Origin of the sequence: Serratia sp. 2C06 (assembly GCF_050037615.1) — a bacterium.
Classification (GTDB): Bacteria; Pseudomonadota; Gammaproteobacteria; order Enterobacterales; family Enterobacteriaceae; genus Serratia; species Serratia ureilytica.
In genome coordinates this window covers 3,367,224-3,389,614 of sequence record NZ_CP188299.1, presented here as the reverse complement: position 1 = coordinate 3,389,614, position 22,391 = coordinate 3,367,224, and the positions used below count along the sequence as shown (strand labels likewise).

Here is a 22,391-nt window from a genome sequence, read left to right as displayed (position 1 = left end):
TCCGCAGGCCGATCGCCTGCGGAAACCGGCGGGGATCAGTCGATGACCGCCGTGGTCAGACGCGAGGTGCAGCACAGCCGATCGCGCGCGTCGAAGATCTCTATCTGCCACACCTGATGACGGCGGCCAACGTGCAGTGCGCGGCACACCCCGCGCACCTGGCCATCGAACACCGCCCGCAGGTGGTTGGCGTTGATCTCCAGCCCTACCACCTTCTGTTCGCCTTCGCTGCACAGGTAGCCGGCCATCGAGCCCATCGATTCCGCCAGCACCACCGACGCCCCGCCGTGCAACAGCCCGAACGGCTGCCGGGTGCGGCCGTCCACCGGCATGGTGGCTTCCAGGAAATCCTCGCCCAGCTGAGTAAACTCGATGCCCACATGGCTGACCATGCAGCCGTCGCCGGCGCGGTTCAGCTGCTCCAGCGATGTTTCACGTTTCCACAATTTCACTCAATCATCTCCAGAAGTGCCTGTAATGGGTGGCGCACGCCATTGCCCTCAATGCGTTTCACCTGGCTGCGGCAGGAATAGCCGGTCGCCAGGCAGCGCTGACGCGGCAAACGCTGCAGCGTCGGATGCCATGATAGCTCATAAATACCGAGCGAGTTTTGCAGGTTCTTGGCTTCATGGCCGTAAGTGCCGGCCATGCCGCAGCAGCCGACGCTGACGTTCTCCAGTTTGGCGCCGAAGCGGGCGAAGATCGCCGCCCACTGTTGGCCGCTGGCCGGCAGCGCGGTGGTTTCAGTGCAGTGACCGAACAGATACCAGGGTTCGCCGGTCGCCGGCTGTTCGGCGCGATCCGCGATCCGCTGCTGCAGCCATTCATGCACCAGCTGCACCTGAAAATCGCCGCGCTCGGGGCCGAGGATCTCGCGGTATTCGTCGCGATAGCACAGCACCAGCGCCGGATCGACGCCCACCAGCGGCATGCCGAGCTGCGCCACGCGGTTGAGGAAATCGGCGGTTTTGCGCGCGGTGCGGGCGAACCGCGTCAGGAAGCCCTTCACATGCTGCGCCTTGCCGTTCGGCGAGAACGGCAGCAGCACCGGTTTATAGCCGAGCTTTTCCACCAGCCGAACGAAATCCGCCACCACTTTGGCGTCGTAATAGCTGGTGAACGGATCCTGAACAATCAGCACGTGTTCTTCGCGTTGCTCGGCGTTCAACCCTTCCAACTGTTCCAGCGTCAGCGTGGTCGCCCGGTGGCCTGACAGCTGCTGACGCAGCGTCGGGCTGGACAACAGCGGCAGATCGACCATGCCGACGGCGTTGCGGCTCATCTCCCGCAGCCACGGCTGGCGGAAGAAGAAGTTGAACACCTTCGGCGCGCGGGCCATCAACGGGGTATAGCTCTCTACGCCGGCGACCATGTAGTCGCTCACCGGGCGCAGGTAGCGGGTATGGTAAAGCTGCAGGAAGCGCGAACGGAACCCCGGCACGTCAATTTTGATCGGGCACTGGGTGGAACAGGCCTTGCAGGCCAGACAGCCGGACATCGCCTCTTTCACTTCGTGCGAAAAGTCGTACTCGCCCTTGCCGGCATGCCAGCTGTTGCGGGTTTTCTCGATTAGACCGCGCAAGCTGAGGCGCTGCTGCGGCAGCTGTTTCTCCAGCGCCAACGGATCGACGCCCTGCTCGGCCAACAGACGCAGCCACTCGCGCACCAGCGTCGCCCGCCCTTTCGGCGAATGGATGCGGTTGCCGCTGATCTTCATCGACGGGCACATCGGGCTGCGCACGTCGAAGTTGAAGCACAGACCGTTGCCGTTACACTCCAGCGCGCCGCGGAACGAGGTGCGCACCTCGACCGGTATCTGGCGATCGAAGGTGCCGCGTTTGACCGCATCCACCTGCATCATCGGCGCATCCACCGCCAGCGGCGCACAGATCTTGCCCGGGTTAAGACGGTTATCCGGATCGAACGCCGTCTTGATGCGGCGCAGCTCCTCGTACAGCGTTTCCCCGAAGAATTCAGGGCTGTACTCGGCGCGGAACCCCTTGCCGTGCTCGCCCCACAGCAGGCCGCCGTATTTGGCGGTGAGCGCCACCACCCGATCGGAGATCTGCTTCATCAGCACTTCCTGCTGGGGGTCGCACATGTCGAGCGCCGGACGCACGTGCAGCACCCCGGCATCGACGTGGCCGAACATGCCATAGCTCAGCTTGTGGTCGTCGAGCAGTTGGCGGAACTCGACGATATAGTCCGCCAGGTGCTGCGGCGGCACGCAAGTATCCTCGGCGAACGGGATCGGCTTGGCGCGCCCTTTGGCGTTGCCCAGCAGCCCGACCGCCTTCTTGCGCATGTTGTAAATGCGCTCGATGCCCGCCAGGTCGCCGCAGATCTGGTACCCGATCACGCCGGCCTGCCGCTGGGCGATCAGTTCATCCAGCCGTTGGCACAGGGTCTCCATCTGGCCGTCGATCAGCGCGCGATCGTCGCCGGCGAATTCGACGATGTTCAGCCCAAGCATCTCTTTGTCCGGCACGTCGGCGATCAGTTCGCTTACCGAATGCCAAACGATATCTTCACGCGCCAGATTCAGCACCTTGGAGTCGATGGTTTCCACCGACAGCGCCTTGGCCTCGACCATAAAGGGCGCATTACGCAGCGCCGAGTCGAAGGAGTCGTATTTCACGTTAACCAGACGACGCACCTTCGGCAGCGGCGTGATGTCCAGCCGCGCTTCGGTGATAAAGGCCAGCGTGCCTTCCGCACCGGTGAGGATGCGCGTCAGATCGAAGGTTTGCAGATCGTCGCTCAGCACGTGGCGCAGATCGTAACCGGTGAGGAAGCGGTTGAGTTTGGGGAATTTTTCCAGGATCAGCGCGCGCTGCTCGCGGCAGCGATTCAGCACCGTGCGGTAGATGCGCCCTTCGGCTGTCTCTTCCAGGGCAATCGTTTCCGCCAGCGCCGTCGGCATGGCGCGGGTGTCGATCATCTCGCCGCCCAGCAGCACCGCCCGCAGGCCCAACACGTGATCGGAGGTTTTGCCGTATACCAGCGAGCCCTGGCCGGAGGCGTCGGTATTGATCATGCCGCCCAAGGTGGCGCGGTTGCTGGTGGACAGTTCCGGCGAGAAGAAGTAGCCGAACGGCCGCAAATATTGATTCAGCTGATCCTTGATGACCCCGGCTTCGACTTTCACCCAGCCCTGTTCGACGTTGATCTCCAGAATGCGGTTCATATGACGCGACATATCGACCACGATGCCGGTATTGAGCGACTGACCGTTGGTGCCGGTGCCGCCGCCGCGCGGGCTGAAGGTCAGCGTATTGAAACGCTCTTCCCCCGCCAGGCGGGCGATCAGCGCCACGTCGGCGGTGGAACGGGGAAACACCACCGCATCGGGCAACAGCTGGTAAATGCTGTTGTCGGTGGCCATCGTCAGCCGGTCGGCGTAGCTGGTGGCGGTATCGCCGTTGAATCCGTTTTGCTTCAGTGCTTCCAAAAAGTCGAGCACCCGTTGAACGAGGCCGGGCGCCTGAGAAATCTGTGGGATCATTCGCTTTTTTGACCCTGTCCGTCTATTTTTTATGCGCTGATGTACGCTGAATCGGGCCTTTAATTCAGACCCACCCTATTTTTTAGTGACACTAAAAACTAACATACTCGTTTAGTGAAGGCATTCACATTATTACCGCCCTGCGAGCGCCGCCACAGGCGGCCGCCCGGCGGTGATAAACCGACCGACAGGCACCCCGATTCGCCGGTGCCAGGGATTTAATTGACCAGGATGAGAACCCACTGATGCCACTCCCGCAATCGCGTTACGACTTACCGCGAATTATTTTCGGCGTGCTGTTTATCGCCATCATGATCGTCGCCTGTTTCTGGGTGATCCAACCGTTTATTCTCGGCTTCGCCTGGGCGGGCATGGTGGTCATCGCCACCTGGCCGCTGCTACTCAAACTGCAAAAGCTGCTGTGGGGACGCCGCTCGCTGGCGGTGCTGGTCATGACCCTGCTGTTGATCCTGCTGTTCATTCTGCCCATCTCCCTGCTGATCAGCAGCGTGGTGGATAACAGCGCGCCGTTGATCGCCTGGGCCAGCTCGCCAGGCAAGTTGCATATTCCCGACCTCGCCTGGCTGCAATCCGTCCCGATGATCGGCGACAAGCTCTATACCAGCTACCATACGCTGGTTAACGCCGGCGGCGCCGCGCTGCTGGCGAAGGTACAGCCATACTTCGGCCAGACCGCCACCTGGTTCGTGGCGCAGGCGGCGCATATCGGCCGCCTGCTGCTGCACTGCGCACTGATGCTGCTGTTCAGCGCCTTGTTGTACGCGCGCGGCGAACAGGTCGCGCTGGGTATCCGTCACTTTGCGGTACGCCTCGGTTCCGCGCGCGGCGATGCGGCGGTGCTGCTGGGCGGCCAGGCGATCCGCGCGGTCGCGCTGGGCGTGGTAGTGACGGCGCTGGTGCAGTCGGTGCTGGGCGGCATCGGTCTGGCGGTAAGCGGCATTCCGGCCGCCACCCTGTTGACGATGCTGATCTTCATCTGCTGTGTGGCGCAATTGGGGCCGCTGTTGGTGCTGGTGCCGGCCATCATTTGGCTGTACTGGCACGGCGACACCACCTGGGGCACCGTGCTGCTGGTCTGGAGCTGCGTGGTGGCCACGCTGGATAACGTGCTGCGCCCGGTGCTGATCCGCATGGGCGCCGATCTGCCGCTGCTGCTGATCCTGTCCGGCGTTATCGGCGGTTTGCTGGCCTTCGGCATGATCGGCCTGTTCATCGGCCCGGTGGTGTTGGCGGTGTCTTATCGACTGCTGACCGCCTGGATGGATGAAGCGCCGGAGCCGACCACCGCGCCGGAGCAAGTGATCGAAGAACTGGAAAAACGTTAATCGCCCTCCCTTCCGCCCGCATCGCCGGGCGGAAGAGTTTCCCCTCTCACTACGCCTACCTCATTCGGGTAATATCTTCGCCAAATATAATGCCGTTGTTTATTGATTAAGGCGCGGCAAATGGAAAGGTGCAATGTAAATCCGTGTTTGCTGCAAAATGCAAAAAGAGATAACGCCCGCAAATAAATGGTGATACCGCTATCGATTAGGATGATTCTTAATGACTAGTCGCGTTCAAATATCTAGTATTATGGCCATCTATTGCTTCAAATCACTGATTTTAAAGCAACCTTTCTGAACAATGTAATGCCATACATGTGAATTGCTGTGTGTAGTCTTTGCCCATCTCCTACGATGGGCTTTTTTTTATTCTTTTTTCGCCAAATTGATTATTTAACGCGCCGTTATTTACATTCAGAAATAAAAAGGCCGCAGCGTAAACTGCGGCCGGGTATTAATGCCTTAGCAACGCCGAAGCCTTATTTCTTTTTCGACAAGTTGATCCAGGTCTGCACTACGGTATCCGGATTGAGCGACAGGCTATCGATGCCCTGCTCCATCAACCACTCGGCGAAGTCTTCATGGTCGGACGGCCCCTGGCCGCAGATACCGACGTATTTGCCGTGGCGTTTGGCCGCCTGGATCGCCATCGACAGCAGCGCTTTCACCGCGTCGTTGCGTTCGTCGAACAGTTCCGACACCACGCCGGAGTCGCGATCCAGCCCCAGCGCCAGCTGGGTCATGTCGTTGGAGCCGATGGAGAAGCCGTCGAAGTGCTCAAGGAACTGATCCGCGAGCAGCGCATTGGACGGGATCTCGCACATCATGATCACTTTCAGCCCGTTTTCGCCGCGCTTCAGCCCCTGACGCGCCAGCTCGGCCACCACCGCTTCCGCCTGCGCCACGGTGCGCACGAACGGCACCATGATTTCGACGTTGGTCAGCCCCATTTCGTTACGCACGCGTTTCACCGCTTCGCACTCCAGCGCGAAGCAATCGCGGAAGCTGTCGGCCACGTAGCGGCCGGCCCCGCGGAAGCCCAGCATCGGGTTCTCTTCGTGCGGTTCATACTTGTCGCCGCCCACCAGGTTGGCGTACTCGTTGGATTTGAAGTCGGACAGACGCACGATCACGCGCTTCGGCCAGAAGGCGGCGCCCAGCGTCGCGATCCCTTCGGTCAAACGACCGACGTAGAACTCGACCGGGTGGTCATAGCCCTGCATCAACGCGCGAATTTCGTTTTGCAACGCCGGCGTTTGCTGATCGAACTCCAGCAGCGCGCGCGGGTGCACGCCAATCATGCGGTTGATGATGAATTCCAGCCGCGCCAGGCCCACGCCTTCGTTCGGCAAACGCGCGAAGTCGAAAGCGCGATCCGGGTTGCCGACGTTCATCATGATCTTCAGCGGCAGATCCGGCAGTTCGGTCACTTCGGAGCTCTGCACGCTGAAGTCCAGCATGTCGCTGTAAACGAAGCCGGTGTCGCCTTCCGCACAGGATACGGTGACTTTCTGGCCGTCTTTCAGCACGTCGGTGGCGTGGCCACAGCCCACCACCGCCGGAATGCCCAGCTCACGGGCGATGATCGCCGCGTGGCAGGTGCGCCCGCCGCGGTTGGTGACGATCGCAGCGGCCTTCTTCATGATCGGCTCCCAGTCCGGGTCGGTCATGTCGGTCACCAGCACGTCGCCCGGCTGGATGCGATCCATTTCGCTGATGTCGTGGATCACTTTCACCGGGCCGGCGCCGATGCGGTGGCCGATGGCGCGGCCTTCCACCAGCACCGGGCTGGAGCCGTTCAGCTGGTAGCGCTCCATGGTCTGCTCGTTGGAGCGTACGGTCTCCGGGCGTGCCTGCACGATCAGCAGCTTGCCGGTATGGCCGTCTTTCGCCCACTCGATATCCATCGGGCGACCGTAATGTTTTTCGATCAGGATCGCCTGCTGCGCCAGCGCCTGCACTTCTTCATCCGTCAGCGAGAAACGGCTGCGCTGCGCTTCCGGCACGTCTTCGATGCGCACCTGCTTGCCGTGATCCTGCGACGGCGCGTACACCATGCGGATTTTTTTCGAGCCCAGGTTGCGGCGCACGATCGCCGGCTTGCCTTTTTGCAACGTCGGCTTGTGCACATAGAACTCATCCGGGTTCACCGCGCCCTGCACCACCATCTCACCCAGACCGAAGGCGGAGGTGATGAACACCACCTGATCAAAGCCGGACTCGGTGTCGATGGTGAACATCACGCCCGAGGAGGCCAGATCGGAGCGCACCATGCGCTGTACGCCCGCCGACAGCGCGACGCCGCGGTGGTCGTAACCCTGGTGCACGCGATAAGAGATGGCGCGGTCATTGAACAGCGACGCGAACACGTGCTTGATCGCCACCATCACGGCGTCGATGCCCTGCACGTTGAGGAAGGTTTCCTGCTGGCCGGCGAAGGAAGCGTCCGGCATGTCTTCCGCCGTGGCGGAGGAACGCACCGCAAAGGAGGCTTCCGGTTCGCCGTCGGCGAGCTGTTGGTAAGCCTGATGAATTTCACGCTCGAACTCGGCGTGGAACGGCGTGTCGATCACCCATTGGCGGATCTGGGCACCGGCCTTGGCCAGTTGTGCAACGTCGTCAACGTCAGTCTGATCCAGTAACTGATAGATGCGCTGGTTAACACCGCTTTGTTCGAGGAAATCGTTAAACGCCTGCGCGGTGGTGGCAAAACCGTTCGGCACGGCCACGCCCAAATCGGAAAGATTGGTGATCATTTCACCGAGGGAAGCGTTTTTGCCGCCGACACGGTCAACGTCGTGCATGCCAAGCTGGTTGTACCAAAGCACATTACGCAAGTCTGGGCCATTGTTGGACATCGAGACAATCCTTATTGCTATCAGTAGGGTAAAGACGGATTTAATTCGCTTGCTTTACGGCGCCGCTAAACGCGGAGCCGAATCAGACTAGCACACTGATCCGGGGAAAATGGAAAGGTGAATCGATCAACCCACTGAAGAAAGTGGTTTTTAAGAGAATGTCCTAACCGGCTGATTTGCCTGGGAACCGTTCCCAAACGCACGAAAAGCTTAGTTCTCAACAAATTACGTTCTTTTTAAACTTCTGTTTTAATGACCGCGCAAACGCTACCGTTTTTGGTGAAAATAACGGCAAACTCGCGCTTCAGGTGGAAAAGCGCCGCTGGGCCGCACTTTTTATGGCCGCTAATCGCGCTTTCCGCCAGCGCCGCCGCATGGCGGTTTATCGCCCCGCCGTCACAATTTTTTCTCTCGCCCCTTTACCGACGGATCGTCTGCGGCCCATGATATTGACAGTGATGACAGCAGGAACACCGTTTTCAGGTAAGGAGCCTCGGGTGGAAAGAAGCGTTTTTTATATTTCGGATGGTACGGCGATCACCGCCGAAGTGCTGGGACACGCGGTGCTGTCGCAGTTCCCGGTCACGGCGACCACCTATACCCTGCCGTTTGTCGAAACCGAGGCCCGCGCACGCGCAGTTCGCCAGCAAATCGATGATATTTACCATGAAACCGGCGTGCGCCCGTTGGTGTTTTACTCCATCATCTCGCCGGAAGTGCGCGATGTGATCGTCCAGAGCCAGGGCTTCTGCCAGGATATCGTGCAGGCGCTGGTCGGCCCGCTGCAGGGCGAACTGGACGTGGAACCGACGCCGGTGCCGAACCGCACCCACGGCCTGACCGCCAGCAACCTCGGCAAGTACGACGCCCGCATCGCCGCCATCGACTATACTCTGGCGCACGATGACGGCATTTCGCTGCGCAACCTCGATCAGGCACAGGTGATCCTGCTCGGCGTCTCGCGCTGCGGCAAAACCCCCACCAGCCTCTATCTGGCGATGCAGTTCGGCATCCGCGCCGCCAACTATCCGTTTATCGCCGACGATATGGACAATTTGCATCTGCCGGCCTCGCTGAAACCGTTTCAGCATAAATTATTCGGCCTGACCATCGATCCGGAGCGCCTGGCGGCGATCCGTGAAGAGCGGCGCGAAAACAGCCGTTACGCCTCCTTGCGCCAGTGCCGCATGGAAATCGCCGAGGTCGAGGCGCTGTTCCGCAAAAACCAGATCCGCTACCTCAACACCACCAACTATTCGGTCGAAGAGATCTCCACCAAAATCCTCGATATCCTCGGCATGAGCCGCCGCATGTTCTGATCTTTCCCCGCGGGGCCATCGCGCCCCGCCGCCTGCCGTTTATTTCAGCAGCAGCTGATTTTTTTGTGCTTTTTTTCGCGGCTTTGATCAACAGAACGCAATCTCTACGGTTGAATTCAGCGCTTTTTGCGTTATTGTGATCGCCATCACTTCCCGGCGCTCCTGCCGCAGAGAAGAACAGTTTCCAGGGAACAACATGCACAAAACAGATGAACTGCGGACCGCGCGCATCGACAGCCTCGTCACGCCGCAAGCGTTGGCGGATAAGCTGCCGATCTCGGCGGCCGTCGCCGATAACGTGACATCGTCACGTAAACGCATTGAAAAAATCCTTACCGGTGAAGACCGCCGCCTGCTGGTGGTGATCGGCCCCTGCTCCATCCACGATCTCGACGCCGCCGTCGATTACGCCGGCCGGCTGAACACCCTGCGCGAACGCTACCAGGATCGCCTGGAGATCGTGATGCGCACCTACTTCGAAAAACCGCGCACCGTTGTCGGCTGGAAAGGCCTGATCTCCGATCCGGCACTGGACGGCACCTTCCAGGTCAACCGCGGCATCGAAATGGCGCGCCGCCTGCTGCTGGAGGTGAACCAGCTCGGCCTGCCGACCGCCACCGAATTTCTGGACATGGTCGTCGGCCAATACATCGCCGATCTGATCAGCTGGGGCGCCATCGGTGCGCGCACCACCGAAAGCCAGATCCACCGTGAAATGGCCTCGGCGCTCTCCTGCCCGGTCGGCTTCAAAAACGGCACCGACGGCAACACCCGCATCGCCATCGACGCCATTCGCGCGGCGCGTGCCGGGCACATGTTCCTGTCGCCGGACAAACATGGTCAGATGACCATCTACCAGACCAGCGGCAACCCGTACGGCCACATCATCATGCGCGGCGGCAAAACGCCGAACTACCACGCCAGCGATATCGCCGCCGCCTGTGACAGCCTGCGTGAATTCGATCTGCCGGAGCACCTGGTGATCGACTTCAGCCACGGCAACTGCCAGAAGATGCATCGCCGTCAGTTGGAAGTGGCCGACAATGTCTGCCAGCAGATCCGCGCCGGCTCTGCCGCCATCACCGGCGTGATGGCGGAAAGCTTCCTGGTGGAAGGCACGCAGAAAATCGTCGCCGGCCAGCCGCTGACCTATGGCCAGTCGATCACCGATCCTTGCCTGAGCTGGTCCGACAGCGAACAACTGCTGGCGATGCTGGCGGATGCCATCGATAGCCGCTTCTAGCCTATCGCAGGCCGGGGCCACGCCCCGGCTTTATCTCCCCTGTTTCGCTCATCTATACTGATCGCAATCCTTTAACACCCGCCGCAACGCACTGGGAGCCCCGGCATGATTCACTCTCTGTTATCCATCCCCTGCGTCACGCTGCAGGGCGAGCAAAAAACGCTGGGCGATTTCCCGGCGCGCGCTTACCTGGTGGTCAACACCGCCAGCAAGTGCGGCTTCACCCCGCAATACCGCGGGCTGGAAAATTTGTGGCAATACTATCGCGAACGCGGGTTGATGGTGCTCGGCTTCCCTTGCAACCAGTTTGGTTCTCAGGAGCCGGGCAGTCCGCTTGAGATCGCCAATTTTTGCAGCCTCAACTACGGCGTCAGTTTCCCGCTGTTCAACAAAATAGAGGTCAACGGCCCCGGCGCCCATCCGCTGTTCAACGAACTGAAACGCCTGGCGCCCGGCATTCTGGGCAGCCGCCGCATCAAATGGAATTTCACCAAATTCCTGCTCACCGCCGATGGTCAACGTGTCACGCGCTTTGCGCCGATCACCAAACCTGAGCGTCTGTTCGACCGTATCGAAACCCTGCTGAAATAATCCCCTCTTTTTTACGGGCCGAGCGCGTTCGGCCCGTCGCCGGATGTCCGTTCGGCAAAAAGGTTCCATCGGTAAGAAAATTTTCCTTGATGTAACCTTTCCATCACATGATAATGATTCTCAATTTGATATTAATTACCATTTAATGGTCTGTTTTATAAGCACAAAGATGATGGATACTGCCAACACGCCAACTCCCGCCGCCGCGGCCCCGACCGAGCACAGCGCAAACGCGCCGCCCAGCTACGACAGCGCACAGCTGCTCGGCGCCGACGGCATCGCGTTCATTACCCATCAGGGCCAGCGCTATCAACTGCGGCAGACCAAGGCAGGGAAATTGATCCTGACCAAATAACCACAGAATCCTCAAACGCCAGCCACCCCGATCTTGTGATCCAGGCAGCCAGCAAATCTATTGATATGTTTCATTACATACGGAGAGTTGCACCATGCCTCTGACATTTTCCACCCGGCTGCGTTTTTCCGCGTTGAGTCTGGCGATTGCCTGCGCTCTGCCTACGGTGGCCTTGGCACAAAACACCAGCACGACACCCTCTTCTTCCCCCGCGACGCCGGCCAAAAAAGCCAAAGCCGCTGACGAAACCATGACCGTGGTCGCCACCGGCAATCAGCGCAGCAGCTTTGAAGCGCCGATGATGGTGACGGTCATCGAAGGCAGTTCGCCGGAAAGCCAAACTGCGGGGACCGCTGCCGATATGCTGCGCCGCGTGCCGGGCATCACCGTCACGGGCTCCGGCCGCAGCAATGGGCAGGATCTCATGATGCGCGGTTACGACCGACGCGGCGTGCTGACGCTGGTCGACGGCATCCGCCAGGGCACCGATACCGGCCATATTAACGGCACATTTTTAGATCCTGCGTTGGTGAAGCGCATCGAAATCGTGCGCGGCCCTTCTGCCCTGCTGTACGGCAGCGGCGCGTTGGGTGGCGTAGTGTCTTATGAAACTGTCGACGCCGCCGACCTGCTGTTGCCAGGCCACGACAGCGGGTTCCGCGTCTACGGCACCGCCGGCAGCGGCGATCACAGCTTGGGCATGGGCGCCAGCGCCTACGGCAAGACCGATAACCTCGACGGCCTGCTGTCGTTCGGCACCCGCGACGTCGGCAATCTGCGCCAGGGCAATGGCTTCGATGCCCCCAACGACGAAACCATCAACAACGTGCTGGCCAAAGGCACCTGGAAGATCGACGACAACCAGTCGCTGGGCGGCAACCTTCGTTACTACAACAACAGCGCCCAAGAGCCGAAAAACCCACAAACGCCAGCCAGCTCCGCTGGAAACTTAATGACCGATCGTTCGACGATCCAACGCGACGCGGCTCTGAGTTACAAACTGAAGCCGGTCGGCCAGGATTGGCTGGATGCTGAAGCGAAAGTGTATTACTCGGACGTGAAAATTAACGCGCACGCCAGCGGCAGCGAAGATGAAGCGCGCAAACAAACCACTAAAGGCGCCAAACTCGAAAACCGCACACGCCTGTTTGCAGATACTTTCGCTTCGCACCTGTTGACCTACGGCACCGAGGCTTACAAACAGGAGCAAACGCCGGGCGGAGCGACCGAAAGTTTCCCGCACGCAAAAATCAACTTCGCTTCAGGCTGGCTGCAGGACGAAATCACGCTGCGCGATCTGCCCGTCACCCTGCTCGCCGGCACCCGCTATGACAATTACAAGGGCTCAAGTGACGGCTATGCCGATGTGGATGCGAACAAATGGTCCTCACGCGGCGCAGTCAGCATTACCCCCACCGACTGGCTGATGCTGTTCGGCTCCTATTCTCAGGCGTTCCGCGCACCGACGATGGGTGAGATGTACAACGACTCCAAACACTTCTCCATCCCAATGGGGCCTACCACCATCACCAACTATTGGGTGCCGAACCCTAATTTGAAACCGGAAACCAATGAAACTCAAGAGTACGGATTTGGCCTGCGTTTCGACGATCTGCTGCTCGCCGATGATAGCTTGCAGTTCAAAGCGAGCTATTTCGATACCAAAGCCAAGGATTACATCACAACCGACGTCACCATGGAGCTGGGACGCGGCCCGCGCGGCCCTTACTGCATCAGTTGCACCACCTTCTCGACCAATATCGATCGCGCAAAAATCTGGGGATGGGACGCTACGCTCAGCTATAAAACCTCTTGGTTCGGCTGGGATTTGGCTTATAACCGCACCCGCGGCAAAAATGAAGCGACCGGTGACTGGTTGAGCAGCATCAATCCGGACACCGTCACCAGCTCGCTGGATGTGCCGCTGGGCGAAACCGGTCTGTCCGCCGGTTGGGTCGCCACCTTCGCCGAACGCGCCACCCGCGTGCAGACGGGGACGCCGGAGCAAGGCGGCTACGGGGTTAACGACTTCTATCTGAGCTACAAAGGCCGCGACCGTCTGCAGGGCGTCACCACCACCGTGGTGCTGGGCAACGCCTTCGACAAAGAATATTACTCGCCGCAGGGCGTCCCGCAGGATGGCCGCAACGCCAAACTGCTGGTCAGCTACCAGTGGTGATCATTTGACTATCTGGCGGACATCCGGTGTGTCCGCCATTCGCATCACAGCGCAGGAGAATCCCGCATGAGCAACACCCTGTACGAACGTTACCAACAGGCTAAAATCGACCATCCCGGCAAATACGCCCGCGATCTGGCGGCGATCCTTGGCGTCAGCGAAGCGGAGCTGACGCACGCCCGCGTTGGCCACGACGCACGCCGCCTGCAGGCCGACGCCCGCACATTGCTGACCGAACTCGAGCAAGTGGGCGTCACCAAGTCCATCACCCGCAACAGCTATGCGGTGCATGAGCAGATGGGCCGCTACCGCAACCAGCACCTCAACGGCCACGCCGGGCTGATCCTCAACCCGCGCGAGCTGGATCTGCGCCTGTTCCTCAACCACTGGACCAGCGTCTTCGCCATGAGCGAAACCAACAAGCGCGGCGTGCGCCACAGCATTCAGTTCTTTGACCCGCAGGGCGATGCGCTGCACAAGGTCTACACCACCGAGGAAACCGATCTGCCGGCCTGGATGGCGCTGGTGGAACGCCACCTGAGCGAAGAAAACCCGGCGCTGGCGCTGCAGCCCGCCGAGGCGGCCACCTCCGATGAAGCCACGCAGGATCAGGCCAAAATCGACGCTGAATGGCGCGCGATGACCGACGTGCACCAGTTCTTCCAGCTGCTGAGCCGCAATAAGCTGACGCGCCAGCAGGCCTTCCGCGCCGTCGGCGACGATCTGGCCTATCAGGTGGACAACAGCGCGCTGTCGCAACTGCTGGAGACAGCGCAGCAACAGCAAAATGAGATCATGATCTTCGTCGGCAACCGTGGCTGCGTGCAGATCTTCACCGGCCAGATCGAACGCTTGATGCCGCAGGAAGGCTGGATCAACGTGTTCAACCGCCGCTTCACGCTGCACCTGATTGAAAACGCCATCGCCGAAAGCTGGATCACCCGCAAACCGACCAAAGACGGCATCGTCACCAGCCTGGAGCTGTTCGCCGCAGATGGCACGCAGATCGCGCAGCTGTATGGCCAGCGCACCGAAGGCCAACCGGAACAAACCCAGTGGCGCGAGCAGGTCGCCGCGCTCGCCGCCAAGGACATCGCCGCATGAAATCCTCCTTGATCCGCCGCCTGGCGTTGATGGTGACGCTGACGCTGCCGCTCACCGCCGCCGCCGCGCAGCGCATCGTCTCGATCGGCGGCGACGTGACGGAAATCGCCTTTGCGCTCGGCGCCGGCGACGACGTGATCGCCCGCGACAGCACCAGCCTGCATCCGGAAGCGGTGAAAAAGCTGCCGGACGTCGGCTACATGCGCCAGCTGAACGCCGAAGGCATTCTGGCGCTGAAACCGACGCTGGTGCTGACGACCGAGCTGGCGCAGCCGGCGCTGGTGCTCAAACAACTGGCGGACAGCGGCGTCAAGGTCGTCAGCGTGCCGGGTGACACCACCCTGCAGGCGGTGCCGCAAAAAATCGCCGCGATCGCCGCCGCGCTGCAGCGTGATGAGCAAGGCAAGCAGTTGAGCGAGCGCTATCAACAGCAGCTGGCGGCGGTCGATACCACTCCGCTGCCGGTCAAGGTGCTGTTTGTGATGAGCCACGGCGGCATTACGCCGATGGCGGCCGGGCAACACACCGCCGCCGACGCGGTGATCGCCGCCGCCGGACTGAAAAACGCCATGCAGGGTTTTGACCGCTACCGTCCGCTGTCGCAGGAAGGCGTCATCGCCAGCGCGCCGGACCTGTTGCTGGTCACCACCGACGGCGTACGCACCCTCGGCGGCGAACAGCAACTGTGGACGTTGCCGGGTCTGGCGTTGACGCCGGCAGGCAAGCAGCGTCGCGTGCTGATCGTCGATGACATGGCGCTGCTGGGCTTCGGTCTGGAAACGCCGGCGGCGCTGGCCAAACTGCGCCACGCGGCGGAGCAAAAGTAATGCGCTGTCGCACCTCGCCTCAGTTAGCCATCATCGGCCTGCTGGTGCTGCTGACGCTGCTGGCGCTGGTCGCCGCTAACCTGGGCGCGCTCACGCTGTCGTTTGGCACCCTGTGGCGCGAACCCTTCAGCGACGCCGCCTGGCACATCTGGCTGAACATTCGTCTGCCGCGCGTGCTGTTGGCGGTGGTGATCGGCTGTGCGCTGGCGGTATCCGGCGCGGTGATGCAGGGGCTGTTCCGCAATCCGCTGGCGGATCCGAGCCTGCTGGGCATCAGCAGCGGCGGCGCGCTGTTTGTCGCGCTGTTCATCGTGATGCCGCTGGCGTTGCCGGTGACGATCGCGTTGTATGGCCACATGCTGGCGGCGTTCCTCGGCAGCCTGCTGGTATCACTGTTGATCTACGGCATCAGCCGCAGCGGGCACGGCAATCTGTCGCGGCTGCTGCTGGCGGGCATCGCGATCAACGCCCTGTGTATGGCTGCCATCGGCGTGCTCTCCTACATCAGCAGCGATCAACAGCTGCGCCAATTCTCGCTGTGGATGATGGGCAGCCTCAGCCAGTCGCAATGGCCGACGCTGGCCGTTTCCGCCTCGCTGATCCTGCCCACGGCACTGCTGACGCTGCTGCAGGCGCGTCGTCTGAACCTGTTACAGCTGGGGGACGAAGAGGCACACTACCTCGGGGTGAACGTTCAGCGCGCCAAGCTGCAGCTGCTGCTGTTGAGCGCCCTGTTGATCGGCGCGGCGGTGGCGATGAGCGGCGTGATCGGCTTCGTCGGTCTGGTGGTGCCGCATCTGGTGCGCATGCGCCTCGGCGGGGATCACCGCTGGCTGCTGCCCTGCTCTGCTCTGGGCGGCGCCTGCCTGCTACTGGTCAGCGACACGCTGGCGCGCACGCTGGTGGCGCCGGCCGAAATGCCGGTGGGATTGATGACCAGCCTGATCGGCGGCCCTTACTTCTTGTGGCTGGTGATGCGCCAGCGGGAGCGAACCAGTGGATAACGCCGCCAACCTCACGGCCCGGGAGTTGCGCTACAGCCTCGGTACGCGCCGCTTGATCAACGATGTTTCGCTCAGCCTCGCCGGCGGTGAAATGGTGGCGATTATCGGCCCTAACGGCGCCGGCAAATCGACGCTGCTGCGTTTGCTGACCGGCTATTTGACGCCGGACTGTGGCGAATGCCGGCTGCTTGGCCGCCCGCTGGAACACTGGGCGCCGCAGCAGTTGGCCAAAGTCCGAGCCGTGATGCGTCAATACAGCGATCTGGCGTTCCCCTTCAGCGTGGAAGAAGTGGTCAGCATGGGACGCGCGCCGCACGGCAAACGCGACGAGCACCAGGCGATCCAACAGGTTATGGCGCAGACCGATTGCCTGGCGCTGGCGCAGCGCGACTATCGTCAGCTGTCCGGCGGCGAACAGCAGCGGGTGCAACTGGCGCGGGTATTGGCACAGCTGTGGCAGCCGCAGCCGTCCCCCGCCTGGCTGTTCCTCGACGAGCCGACTTCGGCGTTGGATCTTTACCACCAGCAGCATACCCTGCGCCTGCTGCGCTCGTTGACGCGCCAACAGCCGCTGGGCGTCTGCTGTGTGCTGCACGATCTCAATCTGGCGGCGCTGTACGCCGACCGCATCCTGCTGTTGCATCAGGGGCGCCTGGTGGCGAGCGGCACACCGCAGGAAGTGTTGCAGACGGAAATCCTCACCCGCTGGTACCAGGCCGATCTCGGCGTGATTCATCATCCCGAAGTGTCGTTGCCGCAGGTCTATCTGCGCCAATGAAACGTTCAAGGGCGCCATGAGGCGTAATGCCGCTCAGTTAATCCTGAGTGGCATTTTTTTATCCAGCCTCTGGGCGTTCTGTGCAGGGGAATTGCCGTAAATGTCCCGCATTTCTCTGTGGCCAACATGAACGGCAATTGGAGGGGCCGATGGCGCGGCCCCTCCACCCGCGCCTTTGCTTAACACCGTCTGTCCGCTATGCGGATACCCTCGCCGCGTCTGCGTTGTCGGGCGGGTCGGCTGCGACAAACGTCCCTGTTAGTCTCGCCTCAACCGGCCTTCCCTGGCCGGTTGCCCCTGACAACGCCGTCTTGCTCGGCAGCCGGTGATGCGCGCCCAAGGTCAACACCTGAGCTGGCTGCTATCGGGAAATCTGTCGCTTATGAGGTTGTGGTAGAGAAGTTGGAGATGAGCGCGGTGTTGGGCGCCCTTGAAGACGCCGAACGCAGGCATAGCGCATTAGGAGAAACCGCCATGGACGGCGGTTTCAGGTGAGACAGGCAGGGACGCCTGTCGCAACCGGCCTCAATGCGCTATGGCGGAGAGAGGGCAGTTGGCAAAGCCAACCGTCTGACAGGGCAAAGGCGCGGGTTGCCAGGGGCCGCGCCTTCGGCCCCTGGCTCGGTCGAGGTGCGTGAGCCACATGAGGCATCTCACTTTTATCGACCGAAAATTTCACGAACGCCTGCATAAAAACGCTAACTGACCAGCATTACGCCATGAGGCGCCCTTTTTTCATCTCAGCTGGAGCAGGAAATCTCCAGATGTTTGCCCCAGTCCGGCGGCAGCGCGGCGAGATCGTCATACTCCGGCGCATCGTCGAACGGCCGCAGCAAGGCCTGATGCAACCGCTGCAAACGGCCGACGTCGTCTTTCTCCGCATCCTCAATCGCTTGCTGGGCCAGGTAGTTGCGCAGGATCAGCCGCGGGTTCACCGCCTTCATCGCCCGTTGCCGCTCCGCGTCGCTGACCTGCTCCTGCAGCAAACGCTGACGATATTGCTGATACCAGGCGTCGAAGGCCGCGCGGTCGATAAACTCATCGCGCAGCGGCGACTGCGCCTGTTGCTGTTCGGTTTCGCTCAACAGGCGGAACGTGCGGGTATAGTCCCGCCCTTCCTGGGCCATCAGGCTCAACAGGCCGGTCAGCACGTCGTTATCCTGCGCCGTCGGCGTGAAGAAGCCCAGTTTGGCGCGCATCTGTTCGCCATAGGCGCGCATCAACGCCGGTTCATACGCCGCCAACGCCTGCTGCAGCTGTTCGGCAGTCATCAGCCCCGACAAGGTTTGCGCCAGGCGATGCAGGTTCCATAACGCCACCGCCGGCTGATTATCAAAGGCGTAACGCCCTTGATGGTCGGAATGGTTACAGATGTAGCCGGGCTGATAGTCATCGAGGAAGCCGTAAGGGCCGTAATCGATGGTGATGCCGAGAATCGACATGTTGTCGGTGTTCATCACGCCGTGGGCGAATCCGACGGTTTGCCAATGGGCGATCAGGCGCGCCGTGCGTTCGACCACGTCGGTAAACCACAACAGGTAACGATCGGCCTGATCCTGCAACTGCGGCCAGTGACGGGCGATGACGAAATCCGCCAGCTGCCGCACCTGCTCCGGCTGTTTGCGGTAATAAAAGTGTTCGAAGTGGCCGAAGCGCACATGGCTTTCCGCCACCCGCAGCAGCATCGCGCCGCGTTCCGGCTGCTCGCGGTATACCGGTTGTTGACTGGTGACAATAGTTAACGCACGCGTGGTGGGGATCCCCAGATGGTGCAACGCCTCAGAGGCCAGAAACTCGCGGACAACCGAACGCAGCACCGCGCGGCCATCCCCCATGCGTGAATACGGCGTCAGCCCGGCGCCCTTCAGGTGCCAGTCACGGTGACTGCCGTCCGCCAGGACTTGTTCGCCCAGCAAAATGCCGCGCCCATCGCCCAGTTGCCCGGCCCAGACGCCGAACTGGTGGCCACTGTACACCTGTGCCAACGGCTGCATGCCCGGCAGCAGCGTTTCCCCCGCCCAAATCGGGGTTTTATCCTGAGTAAACCAACTGTCATCCAGCCCCAGCTCGCGCGCCAGCGGCTCACTGTGGTACAGCAGGCGCGCATCCTTAAGCGGCGTCGGGTTCAGGGCGGTGTAGAAACCGGGTAATTGTTGGTAGTAAGCGTTATCGAATTGCGGCATAGGCCCTCCGTTTCAGCGTAGTGTAGAGCCTGAACGGGAGGATTAACACCGAAGGAATGCAGGGAGAACGCATCCGCCTGTCACCAGAACGGATGCGGGAGGTTTCGCGTGAGGAAACGCGCTGAACGTCGGCTGACAAACGCGGTTATCAGCAAAACGTGGGGGAATAACGGCGACTGAATCACGCTAAACATCACCCCGTCGCTTATTTACCTCATTGTGTGTAGTTTTTTTGTATCACTTCTTAATTATTAAACTCGCTGGGCATCGCCAGCAAAGCTTGCAGATTATCCACACCAACGCTGGGCCATAAAAAACCTTGCAGGCCTAAAACACCGGCGTATCTGAGTTTATTAAAGTACTCTTTTTTCTCTATTCCTCCGACGATCACGCCTTTACACAACAGGTTGATATTCTTTAACAACGAGTCGATGACCACGTCATACCCCTGATGGGTAAACAGCTGCCAGTAAAAACGCTTGTCTATCTTTACGTAGTCAAACAAACCATCGTACAACGCGGTCAGCGTGGCTTTACCGGAACCGAAATCATCGAGCCACAGCGTAAACAATTCGCTTAATCGCCGCACGCTCGTATTGTTCTTTCCGGCAGAAAGATTCGGAAAACTCTCACTCATTTCAAATGCAATAAAAGGATATTGCCGGATCCTCTGGCACAAGGCCGGATCGGAAAGAATAAGCTCGACGATGGTTTCTTCGATATTGATGGTCAACTGCACGCTGTTACCGGTAAACCAGGCAGCATGCTGCTCCGCCAGTCTCAATTGCTCATTAAATAACTCAATCCTTTGTTCAGGCGCCAATAAATTAATCCCAATTTCGGCCGGCATGGCTAAATCACCGTCGAGACTGTTGAAACGGCTCAACATTTCCACCGCCAACAGCCCGCCCTCCATTGAGTAAACAGGTTGAAAAACATAGCTACTAATAAAGTCAGCTTCGAGTTGGATGTTCATTTTAATGCCACAGGATGAATGGCTAGCGTATCATCGTATATCAATATATTTTATCGATCAATCCTTCTGGGATTAATCGGAAATATCAATGCAAATGCTCGTAAAATATCATTTAATTGATAGATTAAAGCTATACGACAATCGCGAACGGCGCAAAGAAAAGCAGCCGCACTTATGCCAGTTTTCTCGTTCGGCGCGTGATGCGAAAAGATATTTGGCTTAAGTGGAATGGATTTGAGGTCAAATTTGACTTATCTCCTTTGTTTTAATTAAGAAAAATCCTAAATAAAGTAAAATAATCTTTCTGACTTAACGCCAATTTTTCCGGCCGTTAACGATGACTGATTAAATTTAATAACGCATCAATTCCGCCCGTTATTCGCAGCATTGAAAACCTGAAAAAATGCCCACCTTGATTTTCAGAAAATCTGCGCTACGCCCAGCGAAACGTCGCTTTCAGCGATAAAAAAAGGGATGAGCACGCTCATCCCCTCGCAGCCAGACCGCCCGGCTAGCGGATGGTATCGCTCAGCCATTGCCGCAGCTCGGTCAATTCAGCCGCCTGTTGCGGATAGGCCGCCACCAGGCGGTCGCAGCAGGCGGCGACGGGCTCACTGCGGTACGCGCAGCCCACCAGCATGTCCGCCAACCGCTGTAGCGGAGCCGGATTCAGGCTGTCGGTGAATACCTGCGCACGAACAATTGTCCCCTTCTCGACATCGAAGAACAGGTCCACGCCGCCCCAGACGAAGCGTTCATTTAGCAGATGGCTGAACGCCGGCGCCTTGCCGAAATTCCATTCCCAACTGCTCTGTTTGGCGAACTGCGCGGCAAAATCGGGCAGATCGGGGAATACATCCGGCGAAATGATCTCCGGCTCGGCCGTCTCGCCATAGTGGGCGAAGAAGGCCTGCACGATCGCCTCACACACCTGCTCATGGCTGATGCCCGGCAAAAACTCCGCCAGGTTGGCGACGCGTGAACGCACCGAGGTGATGCCCTTGGCCTGCAGTTTTTTGGGATCCGGATTGAGGTAGTCCGCCAGCCGCTCCAGATCGGCATTCAGCAACAGCGTGCCGTGGTGGAAACCGCGATCCTGCGTTTCGCGATAGGCGGAGCCGGATATTTTGCGCGGCCCGTCGGCGGTTTCCATCACCAGGTCATTGCGCCCCGATGCGTCGGCCGTTACGCCCAACTGCCGCAGCGCTTGCAGAATGATGTTCGTAGAGACGCTTTTATCGTACCCCGGCTTGCCGGCCATAAAGGTGAAGCAGGTGTTGCCCAAATCGTGGAATACCGCCCCGCCGCCGCTGCTGCGCCGCGCCAGCCGAATGCCATCCTGTTCCATACGCCGGGTGTTGCACTCTTTCCAGGGGTTCTGCGACTGGCCGATCACCACCGTTTCGGCATTGCGCCACAGGAAGAGGATTTTTTGCGTGGTCATTTCGCGGAAGATGCACTCTTCCACCGCCAGGTTGAACCAGGGATCGTAGGAGTCGGAGATCAGTAAACGCAAACTGTTCATGGCAGGCACCGTTCAAAACACGTGATGCCGCCATGATACACCAAATCAACGGGTTAAGGCTAAATGCGCCGCGCCTGCCAGTACACCCGTTTCCAGTAAACGTTATCGAGCGAGGAGCGGATCACCCCGCGGCTGGTCGAAGCGTGGATAAATTGGTCGTTGGTATCGTAAATGCCGACGTGCAGACCGTTCTCACCGCCGCCGGTTTTGAAAAACACCAGATCGCCCGGCATCAGTTCGTCGCGCGAGACCTTGGTGCCCAGCGAGGTTTGCTCTTCGGTCGAACGGGGCAGCTGCATATCGAAGCGATCGCGGAACGTGCGGTAAACAAAGCCGGAGCAATCGACGCCGCCGCGATCCAGGCCGCCGTAACGGTATGGCGTGCCGTACCACTGGCGCAGTTGTTCATTGAGCTGAGCCACCACCACGATAGAATCCGCCAGGCGGCCGCTGGGTGGCGGCGCATGGCTGCTGCAACCGGCGAGGATTAAACTGGCTAATAAAAACCACACACGCATCCGCATAATATCCCTTCATTGAACACGTTGCCGCATTATGCCATTCGGTACACCACTACACTGCCTGCGAGGCAAAGCCG

At 60.0% G+C, this 22,391-nt stretch carries 17 protein-coding genes and 1 other RNA gene; 11 read left to right on the top strand and 7 right to left on the bottom strand.

Annotated features, from left to right (window positions below):
* Positions 1 to 35 precede the first annotated feature (35 nt).
* Positions 36 to 452: a 1,4-dihydroxy-2-naphthoyl-CoA hydrolase gene (gene menI / locus ACP3TA_RS16820; RefSeq protein WP_016927938.1), complete on the bottom strand. Its 417-nt coding sequence runs from the start codon at positions 450 to 452 to the stop codon at positions 36 to 38.
* Positions 449 to 3,505, bottom strand: coding sequence for a D-2-hydroxyglutarate dehydrogenase YdiJ (gene ydiJ / locus ACP3TA_RS16815; RefSeq protein WP_116286372.1), 3,057 nt, complete (start codon positions 3,503 to 3,505; stop codon positions 449 to 451). Before ydiJ ends, menI begins: the two co-directional genes overlap by 4 nt.
* Positions 3,506 to 3,750: 245 nt before the next feature.
* Between ydiJ and ydiK the strand changes: the two genes are divergently transcribed.
* Together ydiK and rprA are read left to right on the top strand one after the other, a co-directional pair.
* Complete coding sequence (gene ydiK / locus ACP3TA_RS16810) at positions 3,751 to 4,851, top strand: AI-2E family transporter YdiK (RefSeq protein WP_042784360.1); 1,101 nt, start codon at positions 3,751 to 3,753, stop codon at positions 4,849 to 4,851.
* Positions 4,852 to 5,111: 260 nt separating this feature from the next.
* An RNA gene (rprA, locus tag ACP3TA_RS16805) (antisense sRNA RprA) lies at positions 5,112 to 5,221 on the top strand.
* A 109-nt stretch (positions 5,222 to 5,330) separates the two neighbouring features.
* Here the strand turns inward: rprA and ppsA are convergent.
* On the bottom strand, positions 5,331 to 7,709 hold the full coding sequence (gene ppsA / locus ACP3TA_RS16800) for a phosphoenolpyruvate synthase (RefSeq protein WP_033652719.1): 2,379 nt from the start codon (positions 7,707 to 7,709) through the stop codon (positions 5,331 to 5,333).
* A 458-nt stretch (positions 7,710 to 8,167) separates the two neighbouring features.
* Between ppsA and ppsR the strand changes: the two genes are divergently transcribed.
* The 9 genes from ppsR to ACP3TA_RS16755 all read left to right on the top strand — a co-directional run bounded on the left by ppsR (position 8,168) and on the right by ACP3TA_RS16755 (position 17,109).
* Positions 8,168 to 9,028 carry a posphoenolpyruvate synthetase regulatory kinase/phosphorylase PpsR gene (gene ppsR, locus ACP3TA_RS16795; protein WP_160880175.1) on the top strand — a complete coding sequence of 287 codons (861 nt, stop codon included), beginning with the start codon at positions 8,168 to 8,170 and terminating at the stop codon, positions 9,026 to 9,028.
* 196 nt (positions 9,029 to 9,224) lie between these two features.
* Positions 9,225 to 10,271, top strand: coding sequence for a 3-deoxy-7-phosphoheptulonate synthase (locus ACP3TA_RS16790; RefSeq protein ID WP_206195913.1), 1,047 nt, complete (start codon positions 9,225 to 9,227; stop codon positions 10,269 to 10,271).
* A 105-nt stretch (positions 10,272 to 10,376) separates the two neighbouring features.
* Complete coding sequence (locus tag ACP3TA_RS16785; protein ID WP_033642898.1) at positions 10,377 to 10,862, top strand: glutathione peroxidase; 486 nt, start codon at positions 10,377 to 10,379, stop codon at positions 10,860 to 10,862.
* A gap of 172 nt (positions 10,863 to 11,034) precedes the next feature.
* The gene (gene hemP, locus ACP3TA_RS16780) at positions 11,035 to 11,217 is read left to right on the top strand and encodes a hemin uptake protein HemP (protein WP_016927944.1); all 183 of its coding nucleotides are present in this window, start codon (positions 11,035 to 11,037) and stop codon (positions 11,215 to 11,217) included.
* 94 nt (positions 11,218 to 11,311) lie between these two features.
* Complete coding sequence (locus tag ACP3TA_RS16775) at positions 11,312 to 13,396, top strand: TonB-dependent hemoglobin/transferrin/lactoferrin family receptor (protein WP_033642897.1); 2,085 nt, start codon at positions 11,312 to 11,314, stop codon at positions 13,394 to 13,396.
* Positions 13,397 to 13,462: 66 nt separating this feature from the next.
* Positions 13,463 to 14,500, top strand: a complete 1,038-nt coding sequence (locus tag ACP3TA_RS16770) for a hemin-degrading factor (protein ID WP_060660784.1) — start codon at positions 13,463 to 13,465, stop codon at positions 14,498 to 14,500.
* Positions 14,497 to 15,327, top strand: a complete 831-nt coding sequence (locus ACP3TA_RS16765; protein ID WP_033642895.1) for a heme/hemin ABC transporter substrate-binding protein — start codon at positions 14,497 to 14,499, stop codon at positions 15,325 to 15,327. Before ACP3TA_RS16770 ends, ACP3TA_RS16765 begins: the two co-directional genes overlap by 4 nt.
* Entirely contained in the window at positions 15,327 to 16,331 is a 1,005-nt protein-coding gene (locus ACP3TA_RS16760) for a FecCD family ABC transporter permease (RefSeq protein WP_033642894.1), read from the top strand. The genes ACP3TA_RS16765 and ACP3TA_RS16760 overlap by 1 nt, the downstream gene beginning before the upstream one ends.
* Positions 16,324 to 17,109 carry a heme ABC transporter ATP-binding protein gene (locus tag ACP3TA_RS16755; RefSeq protein WP_033642893.1) on the top strand — a complete coding sequence of 262 codons (786 nt, stop codon included), beginning with the start codon at positions 16,324 to 16,326 and terminating at the stop codon, positions 17,107 to 17,109. The genes ACP3TA_RS16760 and ACP3TA_RS16755 overlap by 8 nt, the downstream gene beginning before the upstream one ends.
* A 740-nt stretch (positions 17,110 to 17,849) precedes the next feature.
* On the opposite strand, the gene ACP3TA_RS16750 is transcribed toward ACP3TA_RS16755, so the two are convergent.
* The 4 genes from ACP3TA_RS16750 to ACP3TA_RS16735 all read right to left on the bottom strand — a co-directional run bounded on the left by ACP3TA_RS16750 (position 17,850) and on the right by ACP3TA_RS16735 (position 22,317).
* The gene (locus tag ACP3TA_RS16750) at positions 17,850 to 19,292 is read right to left on the bottom strand and encodes a protein adenylyltransferase SelO (protein WP_164120458.1); all 1,443 of its coding nucleotides are present in this window, start codon (positions 19,290 to 19,292) and stop codon (positions 17,850 to 17,852) included.
* A gap of 244 nt (positions 19,293 to 19,536) precedes the next feature.
* Complete coding sequence (locus tag ACP3TA_RS16745; protein WP_033642891.1) at positions 19,537 to 20,268, bottom strand: EAL domain-containing protein; 732 nt, start codon at positions 20,266 to 20,268, stop codon at positions 19,537 to 19,539.
* Between the two features lie 511 nt (positions 20,269 to 20,779).
* Positions 20,780 to 21,793, bottom strand: coding sequence for a lipoate--protein ligase A (locus ACP3TA_RS16740; RefSeq protein WP_033642890.1), 1,014 nt, complete (start codon positions 21,791 to 21,793; stop codon positions 20,780 to 20,782).
* 59 nt (positions 21,794 to 21,852) lie between these two features.
* Entirely contained in the window at positions 21,853 to 22,317 is a 465-nt protein-coding gene (locus ACP3TA_RS16735) for an NlpC/P60 family protein (protein ID WP_016927954.1), read from the bottom strand.
* Between the last annotated feature and the right edge of the window lie 74 nt (positions 22,318 to 22,391).

Excerpts from the sequence above, each read along its gene's own strand:
- hemP (WP_016927944.1), top strand. The coding sequence starts at position 11,035 with ATGGATACTGCCAACACGCCAACTCCCGCCGCCGCGGCCCCGACCGAG.
- ydiK (WP_042784360.1), top strand. The coding sequence starts at position 3,751 with ATGCCACTCCCGCAATCGCGTTACGACTTACCGCGAATTATTTTCGGC.
- ACP3TA_RS16760 (WP_033642894.1), top strand. The coding sequence starts at position 15,327 with ATGCGCTGTCGCACCTCGCCTCAGTTAGCCATCATCGGCCTGCTGGTG.
- ACP3TA_RS16740 (WP_033642890.1), bottom strand. The coding sequence starts at position 21,793 with ATGAACAGTTTGCGTTTACTGATCTCCGACTCCTACGATCCCTGGTTC.
- ACP3TA_RS16785 (WP_033642898.1), top strand. The coding sequence starts at position 10,377 with ATGATTCACTCTCTGTTATCCATCCCCTGCGTCACGCTGCAGGGCGAG.
- ACP3TA_RS16765 (WP_033642895.1), top strand. The coding sequence starts at position 14,497 with ATGAAATCCTCCTTGATCCGCCGCCTGGCGTTGATGGTGACGCTGACG.
- ACP3TA_RS16750 (WP_164120458.1), bottom strand. The coding sequence starts at position 19,292 with ATGCCGCAATTCGATAACGCTTACTACCAACAATTACCCGGTTTCTAC.
- ydiJ (WP_116286372.1), bottom strand. The coding sequence starts at position 3,505 with ATGATCCCACAGATTTCTCAGGCGCCCGGCCTCGTTCAACGGGTGCTC.
- ppsA (WP_033652719.1), bottom strand. The coding sequence starts at position 7,709 with ATGTCCAACAATGGCCCAGACTTGCGTAATGTGCTTTGGTACAACCAG.
- ACP3TA_RS16735 (WP_016927954.1), bottom strand. The coding sequence starts at position 22,317 with ATGCGGATGCGTGTGTGGTTTTTATTAGCCAGTTTAATCCTCGCCGGT.
- ppsR (WP_160880175.1), top strand. The coding sequence starts at position 8,168 with ATGACAGCAGGAACACCGTTTTCAGGTAAGGAGCCTCGGGTGGAAAGA.
- ACP3TA_RS16770 (WP_060660784.1), top strand. The coding sequence starts at position 13,463 with ATGAGCAACACCCTGTACGAACGTTACCAACAGGCTAAAATCGACCAT.
- ACP3TA_RS16745 (WP_033642891.1), bottom strand. The coding sequence starts at position 20,268 with ATGAACATCCAACTCGAAGCTGACTTTATTAGTAGCTATGTTTTTCAA.
- ACP3TA_RS16790 (WP_206195913.1), top strand. The coding sequence starts at position 9,225 with ATGCACAAAACAGATGAACTGCGGACCGCGCGCATCGACAGCCTCGTC.
- ACP3TA_RS16775 (WP_033642897.1), top strand. The coding sequence starts at position 11,312 with ATGCCTCTGACATTTTCCACCCGGCTGCGTTTTTCCGCGTTGAGTCTG.